Raw genomic sequence first — 17,736 nt, 5'->3', positions numbered from 1 at the left:
ACAGCGCAACCCGGTCACACAGAACGCCCGCAGGAAAGGTTCACGAGAAAATTGTCCAAAAAAACGATATGATGCATAACCAAAAAATGAACATGATACCGATGGTAATACATAAGCTATGTAATCCTTTTTCTGACATGACCATTCCCTTTTATTGATATCCTGAGAATAAAATACAAAGCACGGCTAAATACGAAAATTTAAAATTATTTAATTCATAATTAACTGACTCATCCTTTTTACTGATTCTCATACTAGCAAACGTGTGCAGACGTTAAATTCATTAATAAAGAACAGATAATAAAATGCTATATCTGTCGTAATCAGAAGATATTGCTCACAAAAATTAAACGACCGCGCTTTCCCGGGCAGCTATAGGTCTAAGCTGATCCGTAAGACTACGATAATACAGTGAAATAGATTATTAATATTTTCCTGGCCAACAATCTGGCTTTGCTTTCAGCGTTAAAAATGACGCTGTTCACCCGGGGGATCTCCATGTTGGCGGTCCCCGGAGACCGGCAAAAAGATCATAACAGCCGCTAACTGTTATGCTAAAAAATGGCCCGACTGCCTCTGCCCCCTTGCCGCCGCCCTGCCTAAAATTGCGCTGAATCAATTTTGTTGTGGAGTCCTGCATGTTCGGTCTTGATGCATTCCATCTGGCGCGAATTCAATTCGCCTTTACGGTCTCGTTTCATATTATCTTTCCCGCCATCACCATTGGCCTGGCGAGCTACCTGGCGGTTCTCGAAGGCCTGTGGCTGAAAAGCAAAAATCCCACCTGGCGCTCGCTGTACCATTTCTGGTCGAAGATCTTCGCCGTCAACTTCGGTATGGGAGTGGTATCCGGGCTGGTGATGGCCTATCAGTTCGGCACTAACTGGAGCGGTTTCTCGCAGTTCGCGGGCAGCATCACCGGCCCCCTGCTGACCTATGAAGTCCTGACGGCGTTCTTTCTCGAAGCCGGTTTTCTCGGGGTCATGCTCTTCGGCTGGAACCGGGTGGGGCCGGGGCTGCACTTTTTCGCCACCTGCATGGTAGCCCTGGGGACCATCATCTCAACCTTCTGGATCCTCGCCTCCAACAGCTGGATGCAGACTCCGCAGGGATTTGAAATCGTCGATGGCCAGGTGGTGCCCGTCGACTGGCTGGCGGTGATTTTTAACCCGTCGTTCCCCTACCGCTTACTGCACATGACGGTGGCGGCATTTCTCAGCAGCGCGCTGTTCGTCGGCGCCTCGGCGGCCTGGCATCTGCTGCGCGGCAATCAGTCGCCAGCGATCCGCAAGATGTTCTCCATGGCGCTATGGATGACGCTGCTGGTCGCGCCGGTCCAGGCGCTGATCGGCGATATGCATGGCCTGAACACCCTGAAACACCAGCCGGCAAAAATCGCCGCCATTGAGGGCCACTGGGAAAACCCGCCCGGCGAGCCTACGCCATTATTGCTGTTTGGCTGGCCAGATATGGAGCAGGAGCGCACCCGCTACGGGCTTGAGATCCCGGCGCTGGGCAGTCTGATCCTCACCCATAGCCTGGATAAACAGGTGCCGGCGCTGAAGGAGTTCGCCCCAGAGGATCGCCCAAACTCCACCGTGGTGTTCTGGTCATTTCGCCTGATGGCCGGTCTGGGTATGCTGATGCTGCTGCTCGGGGTGCTGGCCCTGTGGCTGCGCCGTGGCGACCGGCTGTACCACTCGCGGCCGTTTCTGCGCTTCGCCCTGTGGATGGGCCCCTCAGGACTGATTGCCATTCTCGCCGGCTGGGTGACCACCGAAGTGGGCCGCCAGCCATGGGTAGTGTATGGCGTTCAGCGCACCGCCGAGGCCGTTTCCGCCCACGGCGATCTGCATATGTCGGTCAGTTTGTTGACCTTTATTGTGGTTTATAGCGCCGTCTTCGGCGTTGGCTACAGCTATATGCTGCGCCTGATCCGCAAGGGGCCGCAGGCGGTGCAACCCGCGACAACCGGTACGCCAGCCCGCCCGCTGTCCGCCGCTACTGAAGGTTATCTGCAGAAGGAGTCCCGCTAATGGGTATCGAATTATCGGTGATCTGGTTCGTGATTATCGTCTTTGCCACGCTGATGTACATCGTCATGGACGGCTTTGATCTGGGCATTGGCATACTGTTCGGCACGGTCCAGGGCAGCACAGAGCGCGACGTGATGGTGAACAGCGTCGCCCCGGTTTGGGATGGCAATGAGACCTGGCTGGTGCTGGGCGGCGCCGGTCTGTTTGGCGCCTTTCCTCTTGCCTACGCGGTGATTATCGACGCCCTGTCGATCCCCCTGACCCTGATGCTGATCGGCCTGATCTTTCGCGGCGTGGCCTTTGAATTTCGCTTCCAGGCCACGCCGTCGCACCGGCCGTTCTGGGATCGCGCCTTTTTCGGCGGTTCCCTGCTGGCAACCTTCAGCCAGGGCGTGGTGGTCGGAGCGGTGATTAATGGTTTTACCGTCAGCGGTCGCACCTTCAGCGGCGGCATGTTTGACTGGCTGACCCCGTTCAACCTCTTTTGCGGACTCGGGCTGTGCGTGGCCTATGCGCTCCTCGGCGCCACCTGGCTGGTAATGAAGAGCGAAGGCGCGCTGCAGCAGCGGATGCGCAGGGCGTCGCGGCAGATGCTGGTCGCGCTGCTGGGGGTATTTGCCGTCATCAGCCTGTGGACGCCGCTGGCGCACCCGGCGATCGCCGCCCGCTGGTTCAGCCTGCCGAATCTCTATTTCCTGCTGCCGGTGCCGCTGCTGGTGCTCCTGATTAGCGCCTGGCTATGGCGCACGCTACCTCTGCATGACCGCCATGTCTCGCCTTTCACCCTGACGCTGGGCCTGGTGTTTCTCGGCTTTAGCGGACTGGGGATCAGCATCTGGCCGCATATTATTCCGCCGTCGATCACCCTGTGGCAGGCCGCCGCCCCGCCGCAAAGCCAGGGCTTTATGCTGGTGGGCGCGCTGCTGATTATTCCGGTTATTCTTGGCTATACCTGCTGGAGCTATTACGTGTTCCGCGGCAAAGTCCAGCCCGGGGAGGGGTATCATTGATGAAAACCGTCTGGTCCAAACGTCTGCTGTGGCTGATCGCGCTGTGGGGAGGCAGCGTGCTGACGCTGGCCGCCATCAGCCTGCTGTTTCGCCTGCTGATGACCGCCGCAGGTCTTAAAGTTTGAACCGGGATGCAGAGTATTCCGGATCTGGACTTCTCCATCTTGTCTTCACTTTTACCTGCTGAAATACGCGGACACATCAGAATAAAGGATATTGCTATGAAGAAGTTAGCTTTACTCTCCGCCGCGTTGACGCTGGGAATATCGTCATGGGCTTTCGCTGCCGACAACCCGCCGCCGCCGCCAGAAAAAGGCGCGCACCATCAGGGTAAATTGCCGGCGAAAAAGGGCCAACACGACGGTAAGCAAGTGCAACACAACGGCAAGCAGCCGCAGCATGATGGCAAGCAGCCGCAACGAGACGGCAAACAACCGCAGCATGGTGGTAAGCAGCCGCCAAAAGGCGGCGAGCACAGCGGGAAACCACTGCCGCCAAAAGCGTAATCCCTCAGGCCTGGCCTTCTACGCCAGGCTTTTTTCACCCTCTTTCAGTAGACATTGACAAACCCTTGCCCTTCTTTGATAAACCGGGAAAAAAACCTGCACAGCCCCTGGCATAGTAAGCCCACGCCATTGATTCGCAGAGAAAAGGTATGTTGAGAAGAAGCACGAGTGCCCTGCTGTTGTTGTGCGCGCTATTTTCCGGGCATCTGCTGGCCCACCGTCAGGGGCACGATTACTTTCCGGTACAGGGTCTCGAACAGCAGCTGCTGCATGAGGCGGATAGCGATGAGCTTCGCAGCCGGTGCGAAGAGAACGCCGCCGACCTGCGCGAGCATCACCGCTGGCAGGACGCCCGCAAACCGCGGGCATCACACAGCCAGTAGCGTCGCCGCAGATCAGGCCCCTTTGCGCTTCGGCAGGGTCTTCATCAGCTCGTCAGGGCTAACGGAGGCCACGATGCTCCCCGGATGCGGCATTTTGAGGATATGGTTTTTGATCTTGCCGACCACGTGCATTTCGCACGGACGGCAGTCAAACTTCAGGGTCAACACTTCATCGCCATGGATCAGCTGCATCGGCGTGGCTTTCCAGCTCTTGATGGAGCCTTTCGCCTGTTTCGGACAGAGATTGAAGGCAAAGCGCAGGCAGTGTTTGGTGATCATCACCGGCACATCGCCCTTCTCTTCGTGCGCTTCATAGGCGGCATCAATCAGCTGCACGCCATAGCGCTGGTAGAACGCCCGCGCCTTATGGTTATAGACGTTGGCGAGGAAGGAGAGATGGGTCTCCGGGTAAACCGGGGGCGGCACGGAGACCGGCTTGCGGGTACCGCGCTGCCAGGCGTTGAGACGCGCGTCATCCAGCATTTCGGCGGTTTCACGACGCAGCTGGTTGAGCAGGCTGTTGGGAACAAACAGCGGCGGCAGGTTGACCTGCACATCGCGCGCATAATAAATGGTTTGCCCCAGTTTTGTGACACTGTCACGCAGGTTGGTTAGCGCTTTCTCTGCCTGGTTAGCTTCGGCAAACACCCCGTCAAGGGTATGGGTCACGCTGACGCCATCTTCACAGGTCATGGTGAGAACCAGCTGCTCCTGCCAGCCGCTTAGGGTGACGTCTACGGCGATGCGGCGTTCGCTGGAGGTCTTCAGCAGCGCCTGCTGCCAGTTGTGGTCGAGGTTGCGGTTAAGCGCCTGATGCGGACGCACTTTATGCAGATCCGCAGGCATCTCGTTCGGCCACACTCGATAGCGATTTTCGCCAGTTTTTTCCACGGTATTGGCGCGGAAACCCACCACTTCGCGCTTAATCATCACGTTAAGGCCGTCGCCGTTGGTTAACGGTTCGCTAACCTCGACGTCGAGATGGTCTTTACCCACCTTCAGCACTTCGCCCACCGGCAGTCCGATAAATTTTGGCGAATCAAAGGCGCCGATATCGCCTTTACGGGCATTAACGAAGTAGTCGGTGCTGCCGCGGTGGAAGGTTTTATCGGTGGACGGGATAAAGAAATGCTCAGTGCGGCCGGCTGAAGCGCGCGCGAGGTCGCCGCGGTCTTCGATTATGGCGTCCAGCATCTGGCGGTAGTGAGCGGTGATGTTTTTCACGTAGCTCATGTCTTTGTAACGGCCTTCAATTTTGAAGGAGCGTACCCCGGCGTCGATCAGCGCCGCCAGGTTGGCGGTCTGGTCGTTGTCTTTCATCGACAGGAGATGCTTTTCATAGGCCACCACGCGCCCCTGATCGTCCTTCAGGGTATACGGCAGGCGACAGGCCTGCGAGCAGTCGCCGCGGTTGGCGCTGCGTCCGGTCTGGGCGTGGGAAATGTAGCACTGGCCGGAATAGGCCACGCACAGTGCGCCATGGATAAAGAATTCAATGGTGGCGTCAGTATTATCGTAGATGGCTTTGATTTGACTGAGGTTCAGCTCGCGCGCCAGCACGATCTGGCTGAAGCCGGCGTCTGAGAGAAACTTTGCTTTCTCCACGCTACGGATATCGCACTGGGTGCTGGCGTGCAGCTCGATTGGCGGCAGATCCAGCTCCATGATCCCCATATCCTGAACAATCAGCGCATCGACGCCCGCGTCATAGAGATCCGTGATCAGCCGCTGCGCCGGCTCCAGCTCATCGTCATGCAGAATGGTGTTCAGCGTCACAAAGACCTTGGCGCCAAAGCGATGGGCGAAAGGCACCAGCCCGGCGATGTCACTCAGGCTGTTGCTGGCGTTGTGGCGGGCGCCAAAGCCAGGTCCACCGATATAAACGGCGTCAGCGCCGTGAAGGATCGCTTCGCGAGCGATACCGGCGTCGCGGGCAGGACTAAGAAGTTCAAGACGATGATTGTGCAGGCGCATACGCGTGTTGTTATCCAGTATAAGGGGGTCGAAATGGCGGCTATTGTAGTCAGAACCGGGCGCAGACGAAAACCTTTTCCGCCGTCATGGGACGACGAATTTTCAGTTTTCAGCAAAGTATTGAAGGAAAAGATATTTCCTTCAAATCACCGTACAGAGTACTGTCATTACGTATTCCGGATTTTCCTCGTCACGTTGTGAGTGGTTATCATCAGTCATCTTGTCTGGCCGCGGGTTCGCCCGCGGTTTTTTCTTTTGGATAATGGATAAGCGAATGGAAATGAGCCGCCAGGACGCCGCTGTTCCGATAGGCATGCGCCGCATCGCCGGCAAAGCGCCGACCCTCACCCGCCTGCAGCGAGTGCCATTCCCCCTGTAAGCAGAGCTCCAGAGTACCGCTAATCACCACCACATGCTCAATCACCCCTTGTTCATGCGGCGTCGATTCACTCAGCGCCCCGGGAGCGAGGGTTATCGAGAAATGATCAAAGCGCAGCTCCGGGTCCCACGGAAAGACCGGGGTTACCACCATCGCCTGCTGCTGCGGGTCAAACGCGGAGGGCGCCACGCTGTCATCCGGAACGATAAATGCCGAAAACGGCACGTTCAGCCCGGTGGCAATCTTCCACAGCGTCGCTACCGTCGGACTCGATTCATTCCGCTCTATCTGCCCGAGCATGGCTTTCGACACCCCGGTCTCTTCCGCCAGACGCGACAGGCTCCAGCCGCGCTGCTGACGCAGATGTTTGAGGGTGGCCGCCAGATGTTGCGCAATATTCATCCTACCTCCTGATTTTTCAGCCCAGAGTATACCCCCATTTGCCTCATTCTACAGGGCGATTAGCGGCATCGCGGGCCGTTTGCGACGAGCGCCTCGGTGGCGCTACCCTCACGCCGCGGATAGCTTGTACGCTATAACGTACAATGATAGAGTAAACGGACGTTATAACGCACAAGAGAAAACTATGCGCTCGTTTACCGTTCCGCTTCCCACCCTGTTCGCCGGCTTCGTCGCCGTGCTGGTGGGCTACGCCAGTTCTGCCGCCATCATCTGGCAGGCCGCCGCGGCCGCCGGCGCCACGCCCGGGCAGATCGCCGGCTGGATGACGGCCCTGGGCCTCGCCATGGGCGTCAGCACCCTCGCGTTGAGCGGCTGGCGAAAAGTGCCGGTGCTCACCGCCTGGTCAACGCCGGGCGCCGCCCTGCTGGTCAGCGGCCTGCAGGGGGTGACCCTACCCGAGGCGGTGGGGGTATTTATCTTCGCCAATGCGCTGATCGTCCTCTGCGGCGTCACAGGCCTGTTTGCCTGGCTGATGAAAATCATTCCCCATTCGCTGGCCGCCGCAATGCTGGCCGGCATTCTGCTGCGTTTCGGTTTGCAAGCCTTCGCCGGCTTACAGGATCATCTGCTGCTGTGCGGCGGCATGCTCGCCGCCTGGCTTCTGTGTAAGGCGCTGTGGCCCCGCTTCGCCGTGGTGGCCGCGCTGGCTGCGGGGGCGCTGATAGCCGCGGTCTCCGGGGAAGTAGCCAGCGCCGCTGTGCCGCTGGCGTTTGTCGCACCGGAATGGATCGCCCCGCAGTTTACCCCGGCGCTGCTTCTCAGCGTCGGCCTGCCGTTCTTCCTCGTCACCATGGCTTCACAGAACGCGCCCGGGTTCGCTACCCTGCAGGCAGCAGGCTATGTCGTACCGGTCTCCGCGCTGATCGTTGTCTGCGGGGGGCTGGCGCTGCTGCTGGCGCCGTTTGGGGTCTACTCCATCTGTATTGCGGCGATCACTGCCGCCATCTGCCAGAGCCCGGAAGCGCACCCGGATCCTCAGCAGCGCTGGCTGGCGGCCATGGCTGCCGGCGGTTTTTATCTGCTGGCCGGTCTGTTCGGGGGATCGATCACTGCGCTGATGTCGGCCCTGCCGACAGCGTGGATCCAGATGCTGGCCGGCCTGGCGCTGCTCGGCACCATCGGCGGTAGCCTGTTTCAGGCGGTACACCAGGCCAGTGAGCGCGACGCGGCGGTGCTGACCTTTCTGATCACCGCCAGCGGGGTGACGCTGGCGGGAATTGGTTCGGCGTTCTGGGGCGTGATGCTCGGCGGAGTGAGCTACGGCGTGTTATCCGCGCTGCGCCGCCCGTAGCTGGGAGGGCGTCAGGCCGGTGGCGGCTTTGACCCGATGGCTGAAATGGCTGGCGGAGCTGAAACCGCATGCCAGAGCGATCTCGGTGAGCGGCAGCGCGCTGTGGCAGATCAGGTTTTGCGCCTTCGCCATTCGCTGCTGCATCACATATTGATGCGGAGCCATATTCAGCGACTGGCGGAACATACGGGCAAAATGAAATTCACTCAGTCCCGCCTGCTGCGCCAGGTCGGCCAGGGTCAACGGCTGATCGAGATGAGCGTCAATCCAGGCCAGCACGTGACGCTTCACCCCTGGCGCCAGTCCTCCTGTGACCGAGGGCAAGCGCCACTGCACTGTGGAATAGTGCTGGATCAGATGGGTGAGCAACAAACTGCTGGCGGCGCTAAGTGTCAGCTGGTTCGCCGGCTGTCGCCAGTCATTAGCCAGCAAAAACTGACGATACACGCTGGTGATTTTGTCATCGCTGGCGAAGGTTTTTTCCTGCAGGGTGAAGTTAGCCGGGCTGCGATCCCACACTTCCTCCCCAACGCGGCGCAGATGCGCATCGGTACAATAGAGATGGACAAACGACAGATCGCCGCGGATATCCCAGACGCTTTCATCGCCTTTCGGCATCAGGCAAAAGCGATCCGGGCCGCCGCCATTCTTCCAGCCGTGCGGCGTCTTTTGATAGCTTTCATAACCATCGGCGATGTACAGGCTTAAGGTATGATGATCGCTGCGCACCGTCACGGTATCGCAGTTGTTATACCACGCGGCCAGTTGAATACCGGAATTCAGCTCCACGGTGCCCTTCAGCACCGCATTCTGTCGCCGTAATGTTTCAAACGTCCCGTAACCCATCGCCTTCACACATCTGTTCTGTCAAGAAAACTCTAGTCTAGGGAGACTGCGATGCGGTTTCCAGTCCTCACCGCCGGCAAAAGACAAATAAGCGCAAGAATTTGCAAGCCGACAACAAGCGGATGAAAGCCGCAGGTTGCGGCAGGCGGCATACTCCTCCGTTCAACAAGCAGAGGAGAACCAGGGTGAACGCATTACTTTATGCACTCGTTGTCGTTATCTGGGGGACGACGTGGATTGCTATTTTTTTACAACAGGGGTCGGTGGCGGCGCCGGTATCGATATTCTGGCGTTTCGCCGTGGCCAGCGTCACAATGCTGACGATTCTGCTCGTCACACGACGTCTGCGGCCGCTGGGCGCGAAGGACCATTTCTGCTGCCTGCTGCAGGGCTGCTGCGTCTTCTGCTTCAATTTCTGGTGCTTTTATACCGCCGCCGCCTGGATCAACACCGGTCTGGAGTCGGTGATCTTTTCCATGGCGGTACTGTTTAACGCCATCAACAGCTTTCTTTTCTTCCGCCAGCAGCCGCCGGGACGCTTCTGGGCTGCCGCCGCGCTCGGTCTGGCCGGTATCGTCACCCTGTTCTGGGATGACCTGCTGGCCAACGGGCTAAACGCTACGCTACTGTGGGGGATCGGTCTGAGCGCGCTGGGCACCTATGGCTTTTCGCTGGGCAATATGTTCAGTATTCGTCACCAGCGGCGGGGGCTGGAGACGCTGACCACCAACAGCTGGGCGATGCTGTACGGCACGCTGGTGATGGGGGCTATCGCTCTGCTCCGCGGGGATAATTTCATGCCGGAGTGGACCGTCAGCTATCTTGGCGCCCTGCTTTACCTGGCGCTGTTCGGCTCAGTTGTCGCCTTCGGCGCCTATTTCACCCTTGTAGGGCGCATCGGCGCCAGCAAAGCCGCCTACAGTACGCTGCTGTTTCCGCTGGTCGCCCTGTCCATCTCCACCGTCTATGAAGGGTATGTATGGCACAGCAACGCCGTTATCGGACTGGCGCTGATCCTGTTGGGTAATCTGGTGATGTTTGCCAAACCGGAACAGCTGCTGCTGCGCCGAAAGCTGGCCTGAAACGGCGGAAGATAAATCAGCGCCGTCGGCAGACGGCGCTGACGAGATTACCGCTGGGAAGGGTCGAATTTGACGGCGTCTACCGCCATATCATCGATCACCTGCTTCATGGTTTCGATAGTCAGCGGCGTGTTTTCATTGGCCAGGGTTTTGCCCTCACCTTTACGAACCACTTTGATCACTGGCTTGTTGGTGCTGGCGTCAATCAGTTCGGCTTCAAAATAGAGGTCGGTGTCCATCGTACGATGGCCGGTGGCGGCTTGAGTACCGGCAACAATCATCGCTACCGGAACCACTTCATAGAACTGCAGCCCTTCTTTGCTGGAGTCCACTCCGGTAATCGCCCCGCGGAAAATAAGGCTACGCTTGCCGGCGGTGGTTGCCAGCGGTTTACGCTCGGAAATGGCCTGTTTGAGCTGTTTGTTGGTGTAATTCAAAATATCCTGCAGCGCCTTTTCACCCACCTGGGTCGTCGGCTTCGGTACTGGATAGTACGTTACCGGATGGTAGACGACATTATCGTAGTTGGCCGGATTGTAGTTTGGATCGATCCAACGCAGCTCCGACTTACCGGAGGCAGTGGTGGCTTCTTTCAGGTTGGAATAGTCTTTTAAAAAGCCCGAATACTGATTCGGTTGCGCCAGTTTGGACGCACAGCCCGTCAACGCTAACATCCCCGCCAGAGCGGCGACTTTAAATAACACGCGAGTACGCATAAAGAGATCCCTGTAAATGCAGTTTTTTCGGCAGACGTTATAGCAGATAAGACCCACTAGTTTTGTGACAAAATGAGGGCTTCGTCAAGGAAGATATACAAATATTGATGGGATCAACATTACGTTATTAAATAATTACTTAAAACGTTAACAGGTCGGCTTTAACCCTTCTTTTCAGCGAGGATTTTCGCGCTTCTTGATCCGAGGTGTATTCGTGAGAGGCGGCGCGGTCAATCTCAGTAATTTCACGCGCCGCTGAGGATTATGTGGGCTTGCGCGCCAGCAGCGTGGCGAAGCGCAATTTGATCCGGTTGCCGCTGGCGTCGGTCCGATGCAACTCACCGACGTCCTCATTGTATTTCAGTAATTCCCAGTCCCGGTAGTACTCCCGAAGCTCATCGGGTTTAAAAGCAAACGGGAAGCCGACGGTGCAGGGATAGTCCTCAGTGTCCATCGCCGCGACAATCAGGTTATAGCCCCCGGCGGCGGTGCAGCGCTGCATATTGCCGATGAGTCCAGGGATAGTGTCGGCCTCAAGGAACATCATCACCACGGTGGAGAGGATCAGATCATACTCGCCGTCAAAGGCCAGGCTGTTGAGGTCTTTCACCGCGGTCTGCAGATTATCCAGCCCTTCGGCGGCGCGAATAGTCTCCAGATTGTTGATGCTCATCGCATTTTTATCCCACGCCGTCACCGTGAAGCCATTCGCCGCCAGATAAAGACTGTTACGTCCGTTGCCGCAGCCCAGATCCAGCGCCCTTCCCGGCGGCACAATCGTCGCGGCATGCAACACCTCAGAGTGGGTGCGGGTCAGGCCATATTTTTCACTAAAATAATCCGCGTCTCGCGTTGTCATGATCCTTCCTTCTTATTCAGGAGTGTTTCCCGGTCGACCTGTAGCAACAGTTTCCCGCTGACCAACAGCAGCCCTGTGCGCAGCAGCAGCAGGCCGATGACCAGATTGCTAAAAATAAAGAGCGGCAGCGCCAGATGATGAAAAAAGCCGTCCGCCTTCGCCTGGCCCAGATGCAGGCCGGTGGTGGCCAGGGCGGAGATACCGAACGAGAAGCTCCAGAAAGAAGCATTGAACGGCTGGCGAAGATACCAGGGCATCAGACGCAGCATAAACAGCAGCTGCAACAGACCGTAGCCGAACAGCAGCTTAGCGAAGGTATCGGCCTCACCGCCGTTAACGCTGAGCCAGGCGCTGCAGGCCACCAGCGCAGGCGCCAGCTGGATCCCCAGCGACGTGCGCAGCGCGGTCGGCAGTTCGCCTGCGCTGCGCAGACGATGGAGGATAGCCGGCTCGAGGCTCAGCCAGGAGAAGACCCCGGCGCCAAGGAACACCAGTCCGGCGTCGGTAAACCCCAGCGCGCCGCAGGCCATCGCGCTGATAAAATTATTCGCCACCGTGGGCAGATACAGCCCCGGCGTAGTGGCCTCGCGAGGATGGTTTCCCCGCCACAGGCCGCCGCTTTGCCAGGCGGCATAGGCCAGCTGCAGCGCCACGCCCGGCACAAACAGCCCGATGGCCAGCGGTCGGCACCAGGGCACCAGACCAATCGATACCAGCAACGTGGTGGCGGGAAACAGGCTGACGAAGCTGCTGCTGACCGGATGTCGCATCTCCTGCAGCACACTCGCCGGAAAGCGGATCGCCCGGCTGATAAACGCCATACTGAGCAGGACCCATATCGCTATCGCCAGCGTCACCAGCCCATCACCAATACTGCGGCTGACCGGCCAGAGGGTGCTGGCGTAACGCCAGGCAAAGCCCAACCCGATGGTGCCAAGCACCATGCCAAAATATCCCGCCGGCAGGTTAAGCACCTGCTGCGACCTATACGTTTTGTTCATTTTATTGATGTTATCAATTAAATTTGAAGTTGCATTCTAAAGGAACCTTATACCACGCGCTACGGCGATCTTTGCTATGTTTATGTTAACCATAAGTAATGAGGATCGGGAATGCGTAAATACCGTCTCAGCGAACAGACCCGGCAGTATTGTTACCAGGAAGAGGATGGTAAACAGTGCGTCACCGTGCGCCAGATCGTGGCGCTTATCGATTTCGCTGACGTCAAAGCGGGCAGCGAAGGCGGCTGGGTGGATGAAGAAAGCGCCCTCAGCCAGCAGGGAGAGTGCTGGATCTACGATGCCAATAGCGTGGTCTTCGCCGGGGCGCGCATCCTCGACGATGCCCAACTCAATGGCCCCTGCGTGGTCAGCCATGGGGCTATCATCAGCGGACGGGCATCCATTCACGCCTCGCAGGTCAGCCATCACGCGCAGATTGGTGACAACGTCACGATTAGCCAGAGTCTGGTGCGCGGCTACTGTCGCCTCGCCGACGAGGCGCGTCTTCTGCCCCACTGTCAAGTCATTGCCGCCCGTGGGCTGACCGCCGATCGCGACAAAGTGCTGCAGATTTATCAGCGAGCCACCGTCAGCGCGTCGCGCATTCTCCACCAGGCGCAGATCTATGGCGAGGCCTTCGTCGAACACGCTTTTGTCGAACATCGGGCGGAAGTCTTTGAGCATGCCAGGCTCGAGGGAAACGAGGAGAACGACGTCTGGGTGTGCGATAACGCGCGGATTTACGGGCATGCCCGTCTGATCGCGGGACGCGGTGAGGACGCCATTCCCACCGTGCGCTACAGCTCGCAGGTCGCGGAGAATGCGGTGATTGAAGGCAACTGTCTGCTAAAGCATCGGGCGATGGTGGGCGGCGAGGCGCAGCTGCGCGGTGGACCGATTCTGCTTGATGACGACGTGCTGATCCAGGGGCGGGCTGTCATCGTCGGCGATGTGATCGTTGAGCACCAGGTCACTCTTGGGGACGAGGTGCAAATCGCCGCACGGGAAGGAGAAGCCATTCACCTGCGCGGCCCGAAGACCCTCGGCGGCCAACAGCAGATCACCCGAACGCCGCTGTTAGGCGCCCTGTAGCGCCTCGTCGCGGTCAATAATACGGGCGTAGATATTCTGATCGTCATAGCTGCCGTTCAGATACTCGGCCTGTCGGAGACAGCCTTCCAGAACAAACCCGTTACGCAACGCCACCTGGTTGCTGCGGGTATTCGCCACCCGACATTTGATCACAAACCGGCGCACCAGCCCGCTGCGGGCATAGTGGTGGATAAAGGCCTGCAGGGAACGGGACAGATACCCCTGCCCCTGGTGATCCTCATCGATCCAGTAGCCAATATAGGCCGTCTTATTCTGCGGCTCGATCTGGTTAAACGACAGAACGCCAATCGGCCGCTTTTCGAGAAACAGCAAAAACATTTTGGCGTAATCCCGCTGATGCAGCATCACGTTACCCTGCACATGGCGGCGGGTCTCCTCTTCGCTGCGCACCTCGCCGGCCCAGCTGAGCGACTGCTGTAGCCAGCGCTGGTTTTTCACCACCAGCTGGTGCAGGTCGCTGACGTAGCGTTCATCAATGGCGATAAGCGTCAGCGCCTCGGTCACCGGGATCGACTCCGGTACTGCTGGAATGTCTGTGGTCATGGGGCTCTCTACGGGCCCGCAGGGGGTGCCTGGGGCCACGGCTGTCACGGGGTTATTTCATGATCCGGTCGTCAATGTAGTTACGTTTATCCGGCGCCGGCGGGAAGTACTGATAGAGCCAGGTTTCGCTGATGGCTTCTCCCTGACAGCGCAGGAACAGACGCATCTCCACCGGGTCGGTCGAGTTGGAAGTCGGATACCAGTCGAAGAGGATCCGGTAGCCATCGAACGGCTCGACGTAGAGGATTTCAATCTGCTTCGCTTCGCCGCTGGAGAGGGTGATCACCGGTTCAATACCGCGCGGCGCGGCCGCTTTCAGATCGCCGCCAACAAAGTCGATGGCAAAACGACGCGCCCACTTGTCCGGGTAGTGTTCGCCCGGCGCCCACCCCTCCGGGAAGCCCCCCATCCCGGTGCGGGTGGCGAGCACACGCGCCAGCGGTGTGCTGACCGGCGGCTGTGCGCTCCAGTAGAGACGGTAGCTGAAGTCGAGTTCGTCGCCCGCCTTCACTGCCTTTTCCGGCTGCCAGAAGCAGACGATGTTATCCAGCGTTTCACCGGTGGTCGGGATCTCCATCAGGCTGACCGCCCCTTTGCCCCACTGGTTACGCGGCTCAACCCACAGGCTGGGACGCTTGTTATACCAGCCCATCACGTCCTGGTAGTGGGAGAAATCACGGTCCAGCTGCAGCAGACCAAAGCCGCGCGGGTTCTTGTCCTGGAAGGCGTTGAACTGCAGCTTCTGCGGGTTGTTCAGCGGCCGGCAGACCCATTCGCCGTTGCCCAGCCACATCGACAGCCGATCGGAGTCGTGGATCTGCGGGTGGATGGTATCGCACATCCGACGCTCGTTGTTGCCGCAGCTGAACATGCTGGTCATCGGCGCGATCCCCAGCTGTTTGATATCCTTGCGGGCGTAGAGATGGTTCTCCACGTCCATAATGACCTGGGTATCCTGGCAGTGGATGGTGAACTTGTAGGCGCCAGTGATGCTCGGGCTGTCGAGCAGGGCGTAAACGGTAAAGACCGTGGCGTCCCCTTTGACCGTTTCGAACCAGAAAGAGGTGAAATCGGGGAACTCTTCCGGGGTATCGGTAAAGGTATCCACCGCCAGCCCACGGGCCGACAGGCCATACTGGTAGGTGCTGTCTACCGCGCGAAAATAGCTGGCGCCGAGAAACGCCACGATATCCCGGCGCGCCAGCTCAGGTGCTTTAAATACCCGGAACCCGGCGAAGCCGAGGTCGGACTGCCCTTCCAGCTGCCGGGTATCTACCCCGGCGTCATTGTACTTGAACAGCTCCGGACGGAAGTGGATCTCGCGCGCCTGCTGGGTGGCGGCGTCTAAAGAGAACATGCGCACGCGGCGACGGAACCCCATCCCGACGTGGAAAAACTGGATATCCAGTTTGCGTTCTTCAATATTGTTCCATAGCGAGTGGTTAGCGTCATACTGAATGCTGTTATAAGCCTGCGGGGTGAGATTGGCCAGCGTCGGCGGCAGATCGCGCGGTGCCCCGCCCCACGGCTGGCGCGCCAGATCGTGGGCCATCGCCTGCAGCACGGCATAATCGAACCGACGCGTCTGCCCGTCGGCAATGCCCGCGTCTTCAGCAAACGCGGCCTGACTGAATAAGGAAGCGACTCCTGACGTTCCGCATACGGCGGCAACAGCCATGGAAGATTTAAGAAAACGTCTGCGGTTCATGCCTGAGAAAGCGTCCTTCTGCACGGGTGAAATGATTCGCAACGCGTCATCACGCTGCGTGATAATTTCCGCCCACTCTAGACAAAAACGATTAATAATCCAATTGTTGCCAGCAGAAAAACGGTAAAAAAGCCCTGTCTACCAGAACAGGCTGTTTTTTCATCGCCGGCGGAGGGAGAGCGCAATATCTAACGCAAACCCGCCTTAAACAAAGCGGACAGCACTCTCCCGGCGCCCTGTCTCATCGCCGGGCCGTTTCTTAGCCACCCGCGGCCTGCAGCAGGGGCGTGCCCCGCTGAGCCGCCCCCATCCCCTTTATTCGAGGGTCACGTGGTGCTTCATCACCCGGCGAAACAGCGCCAGCCGGGCGCGCATAAAGCGATTCTCCACTTTAAACCCGGCACGCTTATGCAGGCCAATGCGCAGCAAACGATCCCGTCCGCGCAGGCACGCCGGCCAGCGCACCGCGCCGGCAAGCACCTGCTCGCCGCTGGCGACGCGGGCAAACTGGACCCAGTAGTCAGCGACCTGAGCGGCGAAGGCCAGATCCGCTTCACTGGCATACTGCCGCACCGGGTCGGTGAGCCGCAGGTTATCAAACACGTAGGGCACCTCGTTGCCGTGCCAGGCGCCGTGCGGATAGGCGTCATGTTCCGCTTCCGCGACATAATCGAACCAGTACCGCCAGCATGGCTGGCCCACGCGCTGCTGGGCCTGCATCACCACATAGCCGAGGGTGGTAAACGCCATATCCCGACAGACTTCCCGCCCCAGCGCTTCATCGCCTTTTACGCCGGGATAGAGGAGTTTGATCAGTCCCAGACCCAGACGGCGCTCACGGCGCAGTTTCTGGATCTGCCCGGCGATGTCGACGCCAAACACAGCCATCACGCTGGCTTCATCGCTGTTGGAGCCGATGATCACCGGCATCGGATGCTGGCGCCCGGCAAAAAAGGTCTCCAGCATCGGCTGCGGGAGCACGATATCGCCTGCAATGGGCGCTGGCCCGATATTCAGCGGGGCGGAAAGCGACCAGAAGGCCTCCGCCGGGATTGCCCGCAGTTGCTCAGCGCTGGCCTGTGGTAAGGCGAAATGCTCCGCCAGCAGACGGCCTTTCTCCAGCGCCTTTTCCCGCGGCAGATCGGGTAAGGTATACCCGCTCTGAATAATCGCTTTATGGAACAACCCTTTCGCTTTCGGCGAGGCCATCAGCGACAGCACGCTGCGCGCCCCGGCGGATTCGCCAAACAGCGTGACGTTGGCGGCGTCGCCGCCGAAGGCGTGAATGTTTTCCTGGACCCACTGCAGGGCGGCGATCTGGTCGAGCAGCGCGAAGTTATACAGCCGCTCGCCCGCCTCTTCTTCCAGCGCCGGGTGGGCGAAAAAGCCGAGGTGGCCCAGACGGTAGTTGACCGTCACCACCACCACGTCGCGGCTGGCCAGCGCCAGGCCATCGTAAGGCGGCAGGCTACCGGCGCCGATGGTAAACCCGCCACCGTGCAGCCAGACCATCACCGGCAGCGGCTGCGCTGCGCTGGCGGGGGCCCAGACGTTGAGATAGAGACAGTCTTCGCTGAAGCGACCGGGATCCCCGCCGCCAAGTTCGCGGCAGTAGTCAATGTCCTGCCAGCTGGCGGCGGAAAAGGCGTCGGCCTGACGCACGCCCGGCCAGCGGGCGGGAGGCTGCGGCGCGCGCCAGCGCAGCGGCCCCACGGGCGGCGCGGCGTACGGAATGCCGCGCCAGATATGGATCCCCTGCTCTGCACTCCCGGCCAGCGTGCCCTGCCGGGTTTTCGCCAGCGGTTTCGACGGATGTTGCATAACCTG

At 59.0% G+C, this 17,736-nt stretch carries 18 protein-coding genes; 9 read left to right on the top strand and 9 right to left on the bottom strand.

What is annotated here, in order from left to right; all coding sequences use genetic code 11:
* Positions 1-638 precede the first annotated feature (638 nt).
* From ABLV76_RS20700 to ABLV76_RS20680, 5 genes are all read left to right on the top strand, one after another.
* Positions 639-2,036: a cytochrome ubiquinol oxidase subunit I gene (locus ABLV76_RS20700; protein ID WP_023318407.1), complete on the top strand. Its 1,398-nt coding sequence runs from the start codon at positions 639-641 to the stop codon at positions 2,034-2,036.
* The gene (cydB, locus tag ABLV76_RS20695; protein ID WP_023318408.1) at positions 2,036-3,046 is read left to right on the top strand and encodes a cytochrome d ubiquinol oxidase subunit II; all 1,011 of its coding nucleotides are present in this window, start codon (positions 2,036-2,038) and stop codon (positions 3,044-3,046) included. The genes ABLV76_RS20700 and cydB overlap by 1 nt, the downstream gene beginning before the upstream one ends.
* Positions 3,046-3,171 (top strand): DUF2474 domain-containing protein, encoded by a 126-nt coding sequence (locus ABLV76_RS20690; protein WP_004202785.1) that lies wholly within the window; start codon positions 3,046-3,048, stop codon positions 3,169-3,171. Before cydB ends, ABLV76_RS20690 begins: the two co-directional genes overlap by 1 nt.
* Positions 3,172-3,267: 96 nt before the next feature.
* Entirely contained in the window at positions 3,268-3,552 is a 285-nt protein-coding gene (locus ABLV76_RS20685) for a hypothetical protein (protein ID WP_004202787.1), read from the top strand.
* Positions 3,553-3,701: 149 nt separating this feature from the next.
* Positions 3,702-3,935, top strand: coding sequence for a DUF2554 family protein (locus ABLV76_RS20680; RefSeq protein WP_017900476.1), 234 nt, complete (start codon positions 3,702-3,704; stop codon positions 3,933-3,935).
* 12 nt (positions 3,936-3,947) lie between these two features.
* Here ABLV76_RS20680 and ABLV76_RS20675 read toward each other — a convergent pair whose 3' ends face one another.
* Positions 3,948-5,909, bottom strand: a complete 1,962-nt coding sequence (locus tag ABLV76_RS20675) for a U32 family peptidase (protein ID WP_064189764.1) — start codon at positions 5,907-5,909, stop codon at positions 3,948-3,950.
* Positions 5,910-5,942: 33 nt separating this feature from the next.
* On the opposite strand from ABLV76_RS20675, the gene ABLV76_RS20670 reads away from it, so the two are divergent.
* Positions 5,943-6,110 carry a hypothetical protein gene (locus tag ABLV76_RS20670; protein WP_032425876.1) on the top strand — a complete coding sequence of 56 codons (168 nt, stop codon included), beginning with the start codon at positions 5,943-5,945 and terminating at the stop codon, positions 6,108-6,110.
* Between the two features lie 10 nt (positions 6,111-6,120).
* Here the strand turns inward: ABLV76_RS20670 and ABLV76_RS20665 are convergent, their stop codons facing one another.
* Positions 6,121-6,690 (bottom strand): XRE family transcriptional regulator, encoded by a 570-nt coding sequence (locus tag ABLV76_RS20665; protein ID WP_004202791.1) that lies wholly within the window; start codon positions 6,688-6,690, stop codon positions 6,121-6,123.
* 184 nt (positions 6,691-6,874) lie between these two features.
* Between ABLV76_RS20665 and ABLV76_RS20660 the strand changes: the two genes are divergently transcribed.
* Complete coding sequence (locus ABLV76_RS20660; protein WP_049003831.1) at positions 6,875-8,041, top strand: benzoate/H(+) symporter BenE family transporter; 1,167 nt, start codon at positions 6,875-6,877, stop codon at positions 8,039-8,041.
* On the opposite strand, the gene ABLV76_RS20655 is transcribed toward ABLV76_RS20660, so the two are convergent.
* Positions 8,018-8,887, bottom strand: coding sequence for an AraC family transcriptional regulator (locus tag ABLV76_RS20655; RefSeq protein ID WP_004202793.1), 870 nt, complete (start codon positions 8,885-8,887; stop codon positions 8,018-8,020). The two genes, ABLV76_RS20660 and ABLV76_RS20655, sit on opposite strands and share 24 nt — an antisense overlap.
* Before the next feature lie 185 nt (positions 8,888-9,072).
* On the opposite strand from ABLV76_RS20655, the gene ABLV76_RS20650 reads away from it, so the two are divergent.
* Positions 9,073-9,969: a DMT family transporter gene (locus ABLV76_RS20650; protein ID WP_182971952.1), complete on the top strand. Its 897-nt coding sequence runs from the start codon at positions 9,073-9,075 to the stop codon at positions 9,967-9,969.
* A 47-nt stretch (positions 9,970-10,016) separates the two neighbouring features.
* Here ABLV76_RS20650 and ABLV76_RS20645 read toward each other — a convergent pair whose 3' ends face one another.
* The 3 genes from ABLV76_RS20645 to tehA form a co-directional block, all read right to left on the bottom strand.
* The gene (locus ABLV76_RS20645) at positions 10,017-10,685 is read right to left on the bottom strand and encodes a DUF3313 domain-containing protein (RefSeq protein WP_004202796.1); all 669 of its coding nucleotides are present in this window, start codon (positions 10,683-10,685) and stop codon (positions 10,017-10,019) included.
* Positions 10,686-10,947: 262 nt separating this feature from the next.
* Positions 10,948-11,544 carry a tellurite resistance methyltransferase TehB gene (gene tehB / locus ABLV76_RS20640; protein ID WP_064187163.1) on the bottom strand — a complete coding sequence of 199 codons (597 nt, stop codon included), beginning with the start codon at positions 11,542-11,544 and terminating at the stop codon, positions 10,948-10,950.
* Positions 11,541-12,545 (bottom strand): dicarboxylate transporter/tellurite-resistance protein TehA, encoded by a 1,005-nt coding sequence (gene tehA, locus ABLV76_RS20635; RefSeq protein WP_057215596.1) that lies wholly within the window; start codon positions 12,543-12,545, stop codon positions 11,541-11,543. The genes tehB and tehA overlap by 4 nt, the downstream gene beginning before the upstream one ends.
* A gap of 111 nt (positions 12,546-12,656) precedes the next feature.
* Here tehA and ydcK point away from each other — a divergent pair, with 111 nt between their 5' ends.
* On the top strand, positions 12,657-13,637 hold the full coding sequence (gene ydcK / locus ABLV76_RS20630) for a YdcK family protein (RefSeq protein ID WP_348878447.1): 981 nt from the start codon (positions 12,657-12,659) through the stop codon (positions 13,635-13,637).
* On the opposite strand, the gene rimL is transcribed toward ydcK, so the two are convergent.
* The 3 genes from rimL to ABLV76_RS20615 form a co-directional block, all read right to left on the bottom strand.
* Positions 13,623-14,201 (bottom strand): 50S ribosomal protein L7/L12-serine acetyltransferase, encoded by a 579-nt coding sequence (gene rimL, locus ABLV76_RS20625; RefSeq protein ID WP_004202802.1) that lies wholly within the window; start codon positions 14,199-14,201, stop codon positions 13,623-13,625. The genes ydcK and rimL overlap by 15 nt on opposite strands.
* Positions 14,202-14,253: 52 nt before the next feature.
* The gene (locus ABLV76_RS20620; protein WP_043519995.1) at positions 14,254-15,909 is read right to left on the bottom strand and encodes a glucan biosynthesis protein; all 1,656 of its coding nucleotides are present in this window, start codon (positions 15,907-15,909) and stop codon (positions 14,254-14,256) included.
* Positions 15,910-16,224: 315 nt separating this feature from the next.
* The gene (locus ABLV76_RS20615) at positions 16,225-17,730 is read right to left on the bottom strand and encodes a carboxylesterase/lipase family protein (RefSeq protein ID WP_023318416.1); all 1,506 of its coding nucleotides are present in this window, start codon (positions 17,728-17,730) and stop codon (positions 16,225-16,227) included.
* Positions 17,731-17,736: the final 6 nt, after the last annotated feature.

The sequence above is a fragment of the Klebsiella sp. GB_Kp047 genome, from assembly GCF_040065235.1.
Lineage (GTDB): Bacteria > Pseudomonadota > Gammaproteobacteria > Enterobacterales > Enterobacteriaceae > Klebsiella > Klebsiella quasipneumoniae.
The sequence above is the reverse complement of the archived record's forward strand: the minus strand, read 5'-3'. Positions and strand labels throughout refer to the sequence as shown.